This window comes from Bacillus sp. TH50 (assembly GCF_016650565.1).
GTDB classification, from domain to species: domain Bacteria; phylum Bacillota; class Bacilli; order Bacillales; family Bacillaceae_G; genus Bacillus_A; species Bacillus_A mycoides.
In genome coordinates, this window is record NZ_JAEKFM010000007.1 from 1,762,422 (window position 1) to 1,775,903 (window position 13,482).

The 13,482-nt window shown below is 37.9% G+C and carries 11 protein-coding genes; 10 read left to right on the plus strand and 1 reads right to left on the minus strand.

Features of this window, described 5'->3' with window-relative positions; genetic code table 11:
* Window positions 1-209 precede the first annotated feature (209 nt).
* The 4 genes from JFU23_RS26165 to narI are packed head-to-tail and all read left to right on the plus strand — an operon-like array spanning window position 210 to window position 6,615.
* The gene (locus JFU23_RS26165) at window positions 210-3,893 is read left to right on the plus strand and encodes a nitrate reductase subunit alpha (protein ID WP_201033064.1); all 3,684 of its coding nucleotides are present in this window, start codon (window positions 210-212) and stop codon (window positions 3,891-3,893) included.
* Window positions 3,883-5,358 carry a nitrate reductase subunit beta gene (gene narH, locus JFU23_RS26170; RefSeq protein ID WP_201033065.1) on the plus strand — a complete coding sequence of 492 codons (1,476 nt, stop codon included), beginning with the start codon at window positions 3,883-3,885 and terminating at the stop codon, window positions 5,356-5,358. The genes JFU23_RS26165 and narH overlap by 11 nt, the downstream gene beginning before the upstream one ends.
* 19 nt (window positions 5,359-5,377) lie before the next feature.
* On the plus strand, window positions 5,378-5,908 hold the full coding sequence (narJ, locus tag JFU23_RS26175; protein WP_201033066.1) for a nitrate reductase molybdenum cofactor assembly chaperone: 531 nt from the start codon (window positions 5,378-5,380) through the stop codon (window positions 5,906-5,908).
* Between the two features lie 17 nt (window positions 5,909-5,925).
* Window positions 5,926-6,615: a respiratory nitrate reductase subunit gamma gene (gene narI, locus JFU23_RS26180; RefSeq protein ID WP_201033067.1), complete on the plus strand. Its 690-nt coding sequence runs from the start codon at window positions 5,926-5,928 to the stop codon at window positions 6,613-6,615.
* 118 nt (window positions 6,616-6,733) lie between these two features.
* On the opposite strand, the gene JFU23_RS26185 is transcribed toward narI, so the two are convergent.
* Window positions 6,734-7,426: a Crp/Fnr family transcriptional regulator gene (locus JFU23_RS26185; RefSeq protein WP_201033068.1), complete on the minus strand. Its 693-nt coding sequence runs from the start codon at window positions 7,424-7,426 to the stop codon at window positions 6,734-6,736.
* 432 nt (window positions 7,427-7,858) lie between these two features.
* Here JFU23_RS26185 and moaA point away from each other — a divergent pair, with 432 nt between their 5' ends.
* The 6 genes from moaA to narK all read left to right on the plus strand — a co-directional run bounded on the left by moaA (window position 7,859) and on the right by narK (window position 13,231).
* Entirely contained in the window at window positions 7,859-8,872 is a 1,014-nt protein-coding gene (gene moaA, locus JFU23_RS26190; protein ID WP_201033069.1) for a GTP 3',8-cyclase MoaA, read from the plus strand.
* Between the two features lie 17 nt (window positions 8,873-8,889).
* Window positions 8,890-9,903 carry a molybdopterin-synthase adenylyltransferase MoeB gene (locus JFU23_RS26195; RefSeq protein WP_201033070.1) on the plus strand — a complete coding sequence of 338 codons (1,014 nt, stop codon included), beginning with the start codon at window positions 8,890-8,892 and terminating at the stop codon, window positions 9,901-9,903.
* Between the two features lie 43 nt (window positions 9,904-9,946).
* Window positions 9,947-11,236 carry a molybdopterin molybdotransferase MoeA gene (locus JFU23_RS26200; RefSeq protein ID WP_201033071.1) on the plus strand — a complete coding sequence of 430 codons (1,290 nt, stop codon included), beginning with the start codon at window positions 9,947-9,949 and terminating at the stop codon, window positions 11,234-11,236.
* Between the two features lie 44 nt (window positions 11,237-11,280).
* Window positions 11,281-11,751, plus strand: coding sequence for a molybdenum cofactor biosynthesis protein MoaE (locus tag JFU23_RS26205; protein WP_201033072.1), 471 nt, complete (start codon window positions 11,281-11,283; stop codon window positions 11,749-11,751).
* Complete coding sequence (gene moaD, locus JFU23_RS26210; protein ID WP_016126837.1) at window positions 11,748-11,981, plus strand: molybdopterin converting factor subunit 1; 234 nt, start codon at window positions 11,748-11,750, stop codon at window positions 11,979-11,981. The genes JFU23_RS26205 and moaD overlap by 4 nt, the downstream gene beginning before the upstream one ends.
* An 80-nt stretch (window positions 11,982-12,061) precedes the next feature.
* Window positions 12,062-13,231 carry a nitrate transporter NarK gene (gene narK / locus JFU23_RS26215; RefSeq protein WP_016126838.1) on the plus strand — a complete coding sequence of 390 codons (1,170 nt, stop codon included), beginning with the start codon at window positions 12,062-12,064 and terminating at the stop codon, window positions 13,229-13,231.
* Window positions 13,232-13,482 lie beyond the last annotated feature (251 nt).

A 13,482-nucleotide genomic window follows, 5' to 3' on the forward strand; every position in this document is an offset into this window, starting at 1 on the left:
ACTTCATCTTAAACTTTGCTAGAAGCAAGGAAGTAATTTAACAGTCAGTGAAGGATGTGAACCCTCCACAATGATTAGATTTTCACTTTTTTATATTTGTTCCGGAATTTTTGACAATCTCTTGAACTGTGCGAAATGTCACATCTGTATTTTACAACCTCTCTTATAGTAAGGGTATGTAAGAGAGACGTATTAAAGGAGTGAACAGTATGAAGAAGAAACCTTCAGCACTAATGAGACGTTTAAAATATTTTTCACCAATAGATCGTTATAACGATAATCATACACAAGAAACATATGAAGATCGCGAATGGGAGAATGTGTACAGAAAGCGTTGGCAGCATGATAAAGTAATCCGTTCTACACACGGTGTGAACTGTACTGGTTCTTGTAGCTGGAACATTTATGTGAAAGATGGAATTGTAACATGGGAGGGTCAAGAGCTTAACTATCCAACAACAGGTCCTGATATGCCTGATTTTGAACCACGAGGATGTCCGCGTGGAGCGAGCTTTTCTTGGTACATTTATAGTCCGCTTCGTGTGAAATATCCGTATGTACGTGGTGTGCTTTGGGAAATGTGGCAAGAAGAACTACAAAATAACGAGTCACCATTAGATGCTTGGAAAAGCATTGTGGAAAACCCTGAAAAAGCACGTAAGTATAAGCAAGCGCGTGGTAAAGGGGGATTCATTCGTGCGAATTGGGATGAAGTATTACAACTCGTTTCTGCTTCATTACTATACACAGTAATTAAATACGGTCCAGACCGAAATGTTGGTTTTTCACCAATTCCAGCAATGTCGATGTTAAGTCATGCAGCTGGTAGCCGCTTTATGCAACTTATGGGTGGACCAATGCTTAGTTTCTATGATTGGTACGCAGATTTACCACCAGCTTCTCCGCAAATTTGGGGTGATCAAACTGATGTACCAGAAAGTAGTGACTGGTATAACTCTGGTTACATTATGACATGGGGTTCAAACGTACCGATGACGAGAACACCAGATGCTCACTTTTTAGCAGAGGTTCGATATAAAGGAACGAAAGTCGTTTCTGTAAGTCCTGACTTTGCCGAGTCTACAAAGTTTGCAGATGATTGGATTAGTGTGAAACAAGGTACAGATGGTGCACTTGCGATGGCAATGGGGCATGTGATCTTACAAGAATTTTACGTAGATAATCAAGTGGAATACTTCACAAAGTATGCGAAGCAATATACTGATTTTCCTTTCTTTGTCACATTGAAAGAAAAAGGAGATCAATTCGTTGCTGATCGTTTCTTAAATGCTTCTGATATTGGACGCGAAACGAAATTAGGGGAATGGAAACCTGTAATTTGGAACGAGAATACGAATGATTTTGCAACACCTCACGGCACAATGGGATCACGTTGGGATAAAGAAAAGAAATGGAACTTGCGTTTAGAAGATGAACAGACAGGTGAAACGATTGATCCACGTCTTTCTTTACTTGGAATGGAAGATAATGTTGGAACGGTACAAATTCCATACTTCTCTGATGATGGAAATACAATATTAGAACGCACAATTCCAGTGAAAAAAGTTATGACAGAAGAAGGCGAAGTGTTCGTTACAACTGTATATGACTTAACGTTAGCAAATTACGGTGTGAACCGAGGTCTTGGCGGGCAAGAACCGAAAGATTTCAATGATGATGTACCGTTTACACCTGCATGGCAAGAGAAAATGACTGGGGTAAAACGAGAGCTTATTATTCAAATTGCTCGTGAGTTCGCGCAAAATGCAGTTGATACGAATGGCCGCTCGATGATTATTATGGGAGCTGGTATTAACCATTGGTTTAACTCTGATACGATTTATCGCGCAGTTTTAAATCTTGTTCTTCTCGTTGGGGCACAAGGTGTAAACGGCGGCGGTTGGGCACATTATGTTGGTCAAGAAAAATTACGACCAGCAGAAGGATGGCAAACAATCGCGATGGCGAAAGATTGGCAGGGGCCACCGAAATTACAAAACGGTACATCTTTCTTCTATTTCGTAACAGATCAATGGCGCTATGAAGATACACCTGTTGGACATTTAGCATCACCAGTTGAGGGCAACTCTCGTTATCAACATCACGGTGATTACAACGTATTAGCTGCACGACTTGGCTGGTTACCTTCTTATCCAACATTCGAGAAGAATGGAATTGAATTATATAAAGAAGCTGTTGCTGCTGGTGCAACAACACAAGAAGAAATCGGAAAATACGTTGCGCAAAAACTAAAAGAAAAAGAACTGAAATTTGCGATTGAAGACCCAGATAATAAAAACAACTTTCCGCGTAACTTATTCGTATGGCGTGCAAACTTAATTTCAAGTTCCGGTAAAGGACACGAATATTTCTTAAAACATTTATTAGGTACAACAAACGGATTAATGAATGACGATAGTGACTCATTAAGACCAGAAGAAATTAAGTGGCATGAAGATGCACCTGAAGGGAAGTTAGATTTACTCATTAATTTAGATTTCCGTATGGCTGGAACGGCGCTTTATTCTGATATCGTCTTACCTGCTTCAACTTGGTATGAAAAGCATGATTTAAGCAGTACGGATATGCATCCATTTGTACATCCGTTTAATCCAGCAATCGGTTCACCGTGGGAAGCACGCTCTGACTGGGATATTTTCACCTCTCTTTCTAAAGCTGTGTCAGATTTAGCGAAGAAAATCGATCTTGAACCAATGAAAGAAGTTGTTGCAACACCACTTCTTCACGATACACCGCAAGAATTAGCACAACCACTTGGTAAGATTAAAGATTGGAGCAAAGGTGAGTGTGAACCGATCCCAGGTAAAACAATGCCGCAAATTCATGTTGTCGAAAGGGATTATAAAACGATTTATGACAAGATGACAGCGCTTGGACCAAATACCGGAAAACAACCGATTGGTACGAAAGGGATTTCTTGGTCGGCAGAAAAAGAATATGAGCAATTAAAGAGTCGATTAGGAGTTGTTCGAACGGATTCTATTGCGAAGGGGTGCCCAGACATAAAAGAAGCAATTAATGCTGCTGAGGCGGTATTAACACTTTCTTCTACAACAAACGGTCATATGGCGGTAAAAGCATGGGAAGCGCTTGAAAAACAAACCGATTTAAAACTACGTGACTTAGCAGAAGAACGTGAAGAAGAATGCTTCACATTTGAACAAATTACAGCGCAGCCTAAAACAGTAATTACTTCTCCGGCCTTTACGGGTTCTGAAAAAGGTGGACGCCGTTACTCACCATTTACAACAAATGTTGAACGTCTCATCCCTTGGAGAACGATAACTGGTCGACAATCTTTCTACTTAGATCACGACATGATGAAAGAATTTGGCGAAACGATGGCAACATTTAAACCAATACTGCAACATAAACCATTCCGTAAATCACGCCCTGAAGTAGAAGGGAAAGAAATTACACTAAACTATTTAACACCGCATAATAAGTGGTCGATTCATAGTATGTACTTCGATTCATTACCAATGTTAACGCTGTTTAGAGGTGGTCCAACTGTTTGGATGAATAAAGATGATGCGAATGAAGCTGGTGTTGCTGATAATGATTGGATTGAATGCTTTAACCGTAACGGCGTAGTCGTAGCACGTGCTGTTGTAACGCACCGTATACCGAGGGGGATGGCATTTATGCATCATGCGCAAGATCGTCACATTAACGTGCCTGGTACGAAATTAACAAGCACCCGCGGGGGAACACATAATAGTCCAACCCGTATTCACGTTAAACCAACACATATGATTGGTGGATATGGCCAATTAAGCTATGGATTTAACTATTATGGTCCGACTGGGAACCAGCGTGACTTAAACGTTGTAATCCGTAAACTGAAGGAGGTAGATTGGCTTGAAGATTAAAGCGCAAGTCGGAATGGTAATGAACTTAGATAAATGCATCGGCTGCCACACTTGTAGCGTAACATGCAAAAACACCTGGACGAATCGTCCAGGTGCTGAATATATGTACTTCAATAACGTAGAAACGAAACCTGGAATTGGTTATCCGAAACAATGGGAAAATCAGGAGAAATACAAAGGCGGCTGGGAATTGAAAAATGGTGAAATTCAGCTGAAATCCGGTTCGAAAATGAAGCGTCTTATGAATATTTTCCACAATCCAGATCAGCCAACAATTGATGATTACTTTGAACCTTGGAACTATGATTATGAAACGTTAACAAATAGCCCGCAGCGTAAGCATCAACCAGTTGCTCGTCCGAAATCAGCAATTACGGGTGAATTTATCGACAAAATTGAATGGGGTCCAAACTGGGAAGATGATTTAGCAGGCGGACATATAACAGGGTTACAAGATCCGAACGTCAAGAAAATGGAAGAAGGAATTAAAACGGATTTTGAAAATGTCTTTATGATGTATTTACCACGTATTTGCGAACATTGTATGAATCCATCTTGCGTTTCTTCTTGTCCATCGGGTGCGATGTATAAACGTGAGGAAGATGGGATTGTTCTTGTGGATCAAAATGCATGTCGTGCATGGAGATTTTGTGTATCGTCTTGTCCGTATAAAAAAGTATATTTTAACTGGCAAACAAATAAAGCTGAAAAATGTACAATGTGTTTCCCTCGTATTGAAGCTGGTATGCCAACAATTTGTTCTGAAACATGTGTAGGACGTATTCGATATATTGGGGTAATGCTATATGACGCTGATAAAGTAAAAGAAGCGGCTTCTGTTGAAAATGAAAAAGATTTATATGAATCTCAGCTTACTGTTTTCCTAGATCCAAATGATCCAGAAGTAGCAGCTGAAGCGAAAAAACAAGGGATTCCTGAAGAATGGATTAAAGCGGCACAACAGTCGCCAATCTATAAAATGATTATCGATTGGAAAATCGCTCTACCTCTTCATCCAGAGTATCGTACAATGCCAATGGTTTGGTATATCCCGCCGCTTAGCCCAATTATGAACATGGTGGAGGGGAAAGGTAGTAACTGGCAAGCAGAAGAGATTTTCCCTGCTATTGATAATATGCGTATTCCAATTCAATATTTAGCGAATTTACTCACTGCAGGAGATGAATCACATATTCGTCTTACATTGAAGAAATTGGCTGTCATGCGAACACATATGAGAGCACTGCAAATTAATAAAGAACCAAATGAAGCAGTATTAAAAGAAATTGGTTTAACGAAAGAGGATGTAGAAGATATGTATCGTCTTCTTGCTATCGCGAAATATAAAGATCGCTTCGTCATTCCGGCCTCTCACCGCGAACAAGTTGCAGATTTATATAGCGAACAAGGAAGCTGTGGTCTTTCCTTCACAGGTGGCCCAGGCTCTTGTATGACAATTTCTTAAATAAAGGGGGCAGAAAATCATGAAACAAAGTTTACAAACTGCTTTTTCTTGTTCTTCTTTTCTTCTCTCCTATCCTGAACTAGGTTGGAGAGAAGCTTTACTAGAATTACAGGAAGAGATTCAAGAAATTGAACAGGAAGAAATCAGAGCATCACTTACAACATTTATAAAAACAGCGCTAGATAAAACAGACAATCAACTTATTGATTCTTACGTCTATACATTCGACTTTGGAAAGAAGACAAATATGTATCTTACCTACATGAAAACAGGTGAACAAAGAGAGCGTGGAATTGAATTATTAGAGTTAAAACAGCATTATCAAAAATCTGGTTTTAACGTAACAGATAAAGAACTACCTGATTATTTACCGCTTCTACTTGAGTTTCTTGCAAACGCGAATGAAAAAGATAGCGAACCAATTATGAGTAAATACACGGAAAATATACAAGCGTTGCACGGGCAATTAAAAGAAGCAAACTGCATGTACGAACCAATTCTTGCAGCCGTTCTCTTTGCTATCGATACATGGGGTGTACAGACAAATTAGAAAGGAGAGTTGTCAAAATGATGGATCAATTTTTATGGGTGTTGTTTCCCTATATCATTTTTGCAATCTTTATCGGTGGACATATTTTCAGATACAACTATGATCAATTTGGATGGACATCAAAATCTAGTGAACTATTAGAGAAGAAAATGCTCCGGGTCGGAAGTCTATTATTCCACTTTGGGATCATGTTCGTCATAGGTGGTCATGTTATGGGGATATTAATTCCAGAGGCTGTATATCGTTCAATAGGTATTTCGGAGCATATGTATCACATAATAGCAATTAGTTTCGGGCTTCCGGCAGGTGTTGCTTCTATCATCGGTTTAATTATATTAACGTACCGCCGTGTAACAGTAAAACGCATCATTGCAACGAGTACAAGGGGAGATTACATTGCGCTTATTTTATTACTTATCGTTATGCTAGCAGGACTTTCTTCAACCTTTTTAAATATCGATTCAAAAGGGTTTGATTATCGTACAACGATCGGTCCTTGGTTCCGTAGTCTCTTTATTTTCCAACCGAAAGTTGAATATATGATGGAAGTACCTGTATGGTTTAAGATTCATATTATTGCAGGGATGGGGCTTTTCGCGGTATGGCCGTTTACAAGACTTGTCCATGTATTTAGTGCCCCAATTAAATACTTAAGCCGTAGTTATGTGATTTACAGAAGACGTATTCCTAATGAATTGAAAAAATAATGCCACAGTAAACGAATAGAAGTTAGCAACTAACATGAAACGAGGTCTAATGGAAGGCCTCGTCTTTTTTAGGAAATAACTGTATGCAAGAAAAAAAGAGTAGCATCTAAATAAGATGCTACTCTATGCTACAAACAGAGGCAGAGCAATCTTCACAAGCAATTTCACATTTTAAAAATTGTAAATCATGGATTGTAATCTTTCCTTTATGAATAGAAATCGTACCTTTTTTTTTCAAATCATTTAACATTCGATTTACGCTTTCACGCGAAGTTGCACAGAAGTTTGCAAGTTCTTGATTCGTTAATGGTAAATCGATGAGAATCCCATTTTCTTTTAACACACCATAACTATTTGTCATTCGAATGAGAGTAGAATATAGGGCACCTTTTTTGCCGTGTAATACTAGATCTCGGAACTTCGTTTGCATTCTTCTTAAATGTTCACTAATCCATTTCATAAATTCAAATACAAGAGCGGGTTTTTGGAGTAATGCTTTTTCTAAGGCTTCACGCTTTATAACGCCTACTTCAACATCTTCAAGGCATTTTGAATTTAATAAATACCTTGCATCTTCCGTGAACAATGTTAATTCTCCAATAATGTCATATGCCGAACAAATACGGAGTGTCAACTCTTGCCCATCAGCACTTAGTTTACTAATTTGTACTTTTCCGGAGTGGATGATATAGAGTTCGGTTGCCTCCATACCTTCTTGAAAAATAAAACTTCCTTTTTTAATTTGCATTTTATATTCAACAGATGCAAGTAATTCTTTTAAATCTTGAGATAATGTCATACTGTTTGCCACAGCAATCACCTTTCTTCTCATAAAGTGAAACTTTAATCAGTGGGGGATTTTGTTCATTCCCCACTGATTATTAGTTGAAACAATCGGGCTTTTAAGGGCAGTTGATCCCCCACCTAACTTCTTTGTCCCAGCCGAATTTTGAGGTGGGGGTCTTACTGCCCGTTAATGCGGGATAAGCAATACATTTCCTATTTTGAGTGTAAGTATGCTGAAAATGCAAGAGCTATTTCAAAATTGTTGTAAAATTTCAATGACCGTAAGGAGTAGGGACTGAAGATGTGAACAAAATGCGAACAGATTTGTGAAGAATTTTTGAATGGGGAAAGTAATGTGAGAAAAGTCACATTGAATATGTAGCTTCTTTTTTATAATGAAGGCAAATAAAAAATTTGAAAGCTTACTAATGATTGCAGTAGAAAAGAAGGGATATAGATGCACGAGAAGATGAAAGATTCTTTAGAGCGGCCACTTCAAGATTTACGTATTTCAGTTATTGACCGTTGTAATTTTAGGTGCACGTACTGTATGCCAGCTGAAGTGTTCGGACCTGATTATGCTTTTTTACAGGAAGAGTTTTTATTAACATTCGATGAAATAGAAAGGTTAGCGAGATTATTTATAAGTATGGGTGTTAATAAAATTAGACTTACTGGCGGTGAACCTTTATTGCGTAAAGATTTACCGAAGTTAATTGCAAGGCTTGCAAAGCTAGAAGGCTTAAAGGATATTGGACTCACAACAAACGGTATTCATTTAGCAAAACAAGCTAAGGCGCTAAAAGTTGCGGGATTAAAACGCGTGAATATTAGTTTAGATGCGATAGAAGATCATGTCTTCCGAAAAATTAATGGACGAAATGTAAGTACAAAACCTGTATTGAAAGGAATTGAAGCAGCAAAAGCAGCTGGATTAGAAGTAAAAGTAAATATGGTCGTAAAAAAAGGGATGAATGATAGTCAAATTCTTCATATGGCTCGTTATTTTAAAGAACAAGAAATTCAGCTTCGTTTTATCGAATTTATGGATGTGGGCAGTACGAACGGATGGAACTTTGAACAAGTTATTACGAAGGAAAAATTAATAGAGAAAATTAATCGTGTATATCCGATTGAGCCTGTTAAACCTCGTTACTTTGGAGAAGTTGCGAAATTGTATCGATATGTAGGGAGCGATGCAGAAGTTGGATTTATTACTTCTGTTTCTGAATCTTTTTGTTCCTCTTGTACGAGAGCTCGTATTTCGGCAGACGGTAAGTTTTTTACGTGCTTATTTGGAACGAAAGGAACTGATTTGCGAACGCTTCTTCGAGAAAATATTTCTGATGCTTCATTATTAAAAATTCTCCAACATACATGGGAGTGCAGAACAGATCGGTATTCGGATGAAAGAACGGCTGAAAGTACAAATAAACGTCCAAAAGTTGAAATGTCTTATATTGGTGGATAGCGAAAGGAGGATTCCCTATGCAAGAGCGATATTCAAGGCAAGTATTGTTTTCTGGAATTGGTGAAATGGGACAAAGAAAAATAAGAAAAAAACATGTGCTCCTAATCGGTGCGGGTGCACTAGGAGCTGCAAATGCGGAAGCGCTCGTTAGGATGGGGATTGGGAAATTGACAATTGCTGACCGTGACTACGTCGAATGGAGTAATTTACAGCGGCAACAGTTATATACAGAAGAAGATGCACAGCAGTGTAAACCAAAAGCAATTGCAGCGGCAGAACATTTAAGAAAGATTAATTCTGAAGTAGAAATTGTACCAATTGTTACGGATGTCACAATGCAAGAAATGGAAGAGTTAACAAAAGAAGTGGATCTTATATTAGATGCGACTGACAATTTCGATACGCGCCTACTTATAAATGACATTTCGCAAAAAGAAAATATACCTTGGATATACGGTGGATGCATTGGAAGTTACGGTGTAACGTATACAATTCTTCCGGGGGAAACACCATGCTTTCGCTGCCTAATGGATCATCCTATGAGCGGTGCAACATGTGATACAGCAGGAATCATTCAACCGGCTGTACAAATGGTCGTTGCTCACCAAGTGACAGAAGCGATGAAAATATTGGTGAATGATTTTGAGGTGTTAAGGGGAACGATGTTATCATTTGATATTTGGAACAATCAATATCTCTCATTAAAAGTAAATAGGCAGAAGAAAAGTACATGTCCATCTTGTGGGAATTTACGCACTTATCCAAGTTTAACATTTGAAGCACAGATGAAAACTGAAGTGCTATGCGGAAGGAATACGGTTCAAATCCGTCCAGGGATAAAGCGAGTTCTTAATTTAGAAGAAGTTCGAAATCGCTTACAAAAAAGCGTGAGTGTCAAAAAAACTCCATATTTACTATCGTTTCTAGTAGATGAATATCGTTTTGTTTTATTTACAGACGGTAGGGCATTTATTCATGGGACAAATGATGTAAAAATGGCAAAACGATTATACGTAAAATATATAGGATGAACAGAAAGAGAGTTTATCCTTATCAAAACGAGGTGAAAAAAGAATGCTAGAAAAACGTAAACCAATTCCAGTAGCAGAAGCAGTTGCACGCATAATGGAGTATGCTCATCAAGGTGAAATAGAAAAGGTTTCTCTTATAGACAGCTACGGTAGAATGCTTGGAGAAGATGTTATTGTAGATCATGATGTCCCGCATTTCGATCGCTCTCCGTACGACGGGTTTGCGATTCGCGCGGAAGATACAAAAGAAGCAAATAGCAGTAACCCAATTCAGTTTGAAGTGATTGGTGAGATCGGGGCAGGTTCTGTTTTTAGAGAAGAGGTGAAAGCATTTCAAGCTGTACGTATTATGACAGGAGCTGCAATTCCAGCAGGATGTAATGCGGTTGTTATGTTAGAGCTAACGGAAGGATTTGAAGAAAAAGAAAAGACTTATATGAAATTAAAACGCTCTTTTGCTGCTGGTGATAACATTTCTTTTAAAGGAGAAGATGTAAAACAAAATGCCATACTTGTGAAAAAAGGGACTTCTATTAACCCTGGAGTAGCGGCGCTTCTTGCTACGTTTGGTTATAGTTCCGTACATGTTGTAAAACAGCCGGTTATTGGAATTGTAGCGACAGGAAGTGAACTTTTAGAAGTACATGAACAGCTTAAACCGGGGAAGATTCGAAATAGTAATTCCTATATGATTGCTGCTCAAATTGAGCGAGCAGGTGGAATTGTACGCTATTATGGACAATTTGCTGACGATTTAGAGACGTGTTATGAGACCGTAAAAAGAGCAATAAAAGAAGTCGATATTTTAATTACAACTGGTGGCGTTTCAGTAGGAGACTATGACTATTTACCTGCTATTTATGAGAGATTACAAGCTAATGTACTTTTCAATAAAATAGCGATGCGACCAGGAAGCGTGACTACTGTAGCTGAGCTAGAAGGAAAACTATTATTCGGTCTATCTGGTAATCCTTCAGCTTGTTATGTCGGATGTGAATTATATGTTCGGCCAGTCATTGGAACGTATTTGCATAGGAAAGATCCGCACGCATATCGTGCAGAAGCGATTTTACAGAAAGATTTTCCGAAAGCAAACCCATTTACTCGTTTTGTACGAGGGAAAGTGGAAAGTGTAGATGGAAAATTGCAAGCTACACCAGTTGGTTTAGATAAATCTAGTGCAATTTCTTCACTTGCAGAGGCGAATGCATTTATCATCCTGCCGGGAGGAACGAGAGGATTTGAAGCAGGAATAATTGTTTCGGTATTATTATTGGAATCGAACATAGGAAGTGAGTGGCCGTGGAAAGAACCACTTCGATCATATAAGTAATAGAAAAATAGATTGCTAACTTATACAAAGGTAAGAGGTGCAAAATGACACATACGTATTATGAAGTAATTGATACACCTATTTCAATTGAAGAAGTTACAAACAAAGTAATTCGGTGTGAGTGTGGTGCGGTTACTACTTTCATTGGTACCGTCAGAGAATTTACGAAAGGACGTCGTACGCTATATTTAGAGTATGTAGCATATAAAACAATGGCGGAAAAACAGCTTGAGAAAATTGGTAATGAAGTAGAAGAGAAGTGGCCTGGGATATATGTAGCAATTACACATCGCATTGGTACATTGGAAATTTCTGATTTTGCTGTTGTTGTCGCCGTTTCAACACCACACCGGAAAGCAGCCTATGAGGCGAACGAATATATTATGGAGCGTATAAAACAAATTGTTCCGATTTGGAAGAAAGAGTTTTGGGAAGATGGTGAGTTATGGATAGGTGATCAGTCAGAGAAAGTAGCATATGTAAATGGCGAGCCTGAAAAGGAGATGAGAACATGATTGAAGTGCTATTATTTGCACATTTGCAAGAAGAAGCAAGCAAACCTGCCTTGCACATAGATTGTGAAAATATTACGGTTACTGAACTAAAGGAATTTCTGGTTAAGGAATATAACGTAGCAATTTCAAACGAGGTTATGGTCGCCATAAATGAAGAGTATGCAAATGAAGGTGACATCATTCAAACTGGCGATGTAGTAGCAATGATTCCGCCAGTAAGTGGTGGTTGATTCTTTTCAGCCTAATCATGTTAGGACGTGATTAGGCTGGAGAGAATGAATATAACTATGCATACATAGGAGGGAACAGGATGAAAAGTCCTAATTTTCAATTAAGTTTACAAACTTCTAATCTAGTTATCGGTTTTATGGTATGGGTTATCTTATCATCATTAATGCCATATATTAAAGCGGATATTCCATTAACTGCGGGACAAATTTCTATGGTCACAGCAGTACCGGTTATTTTAGGTTCTATTCTTCGCATTCCAATTGGTTATTGGACAAATCGTTACGGAGCAAGAAAATTGTTCTTTATTAGTTTTATACTTTTATTATTCCCTGTCTTTTACATTAGTATTGCTAATTCTATGATGGATTTAATTATTGGTGGATTATTTGTAGGGATTGGTGGTGCTGTATTCTCTGTAGGAGTAACTTCTCTACCGAAATACTTCCCGAAAGAGAGTCACGGTTTTGTAAATGGTATTTACGGTGTGGGTAACGCTGGAACAGCAATTACTTCATTTTTAGCACCTGTAATTGCGACATCAGTTGGCTGGAGAACAACAGTACAGTGTTATTTAGTTTTACTTGCAGCATTTGCACTTATGAACTTTTTATTAGGCGATCGTAAGGAAAAAAAGGTGAATACACCATTAATGGAACAAATAAAAGGTGTATATAAAAATGAAAAGCTTTGGTTTTTATGTATCTTTTACTTTTTAACATTCGGATCATTTGTAGCATTTACAGTATATTTACCAAACTTTTTAGTATCTCACTTCGGATTAGAGAAAGTAGATGCAGGTATGAGGACAGCGGGGTTTATCGTATTAGCAACAATGATGCGCCCAATTGGTGGCTGGCTCGGGGATAAGTTTAATCCATTTAAAATATTAATCTTCGTATTTATCGGCTTAACACTATCTGGTATTGTTTTATCATTTATGCCTAGTATGAATGTGTATACATTTGGTTGCTTGCTAGTCGCATTCTGTGCAGGTATTGGAAATGGTACAATCTTTAAACTTGTTCCAATGTACTTCTCTGAACAAGCAGGGATTGTAAATGGGGTTGTGTCAGCTTTAGGTGGATTAGGAGGGTTCTTCCCACCATTAATTTTAACGTTACTATTCCAACTAACAGGTCATTATGCAATTGGATTTATGGCGTTATCAGAAGTCGCTCTTGCTTGTTTAATCATTACAGTATGGATGTATAGCCAAGAGAAGCTGTTAGTGATGTTAAAGAATCATTAATAAAGAAAAAGAACCCTCCTAAAGTAATCTAGGAGGGTTCTTTTAGTAATAGGCTTCGATATGTTTTTTATTGCTAACTTAACAAACACTTGTATTCTAAAATAATGTGGTTTAAAAATGAAAAACAGAAGTTTTATGGAATTTTATGTTAAAATATAGATATCAGATGTTATTCAATTAAAGGGTTAGTTAAAGAAAGTTTAAATCTCTTCCAAAGATAGAACTAATTTTTAGCATATAAATATTTAATT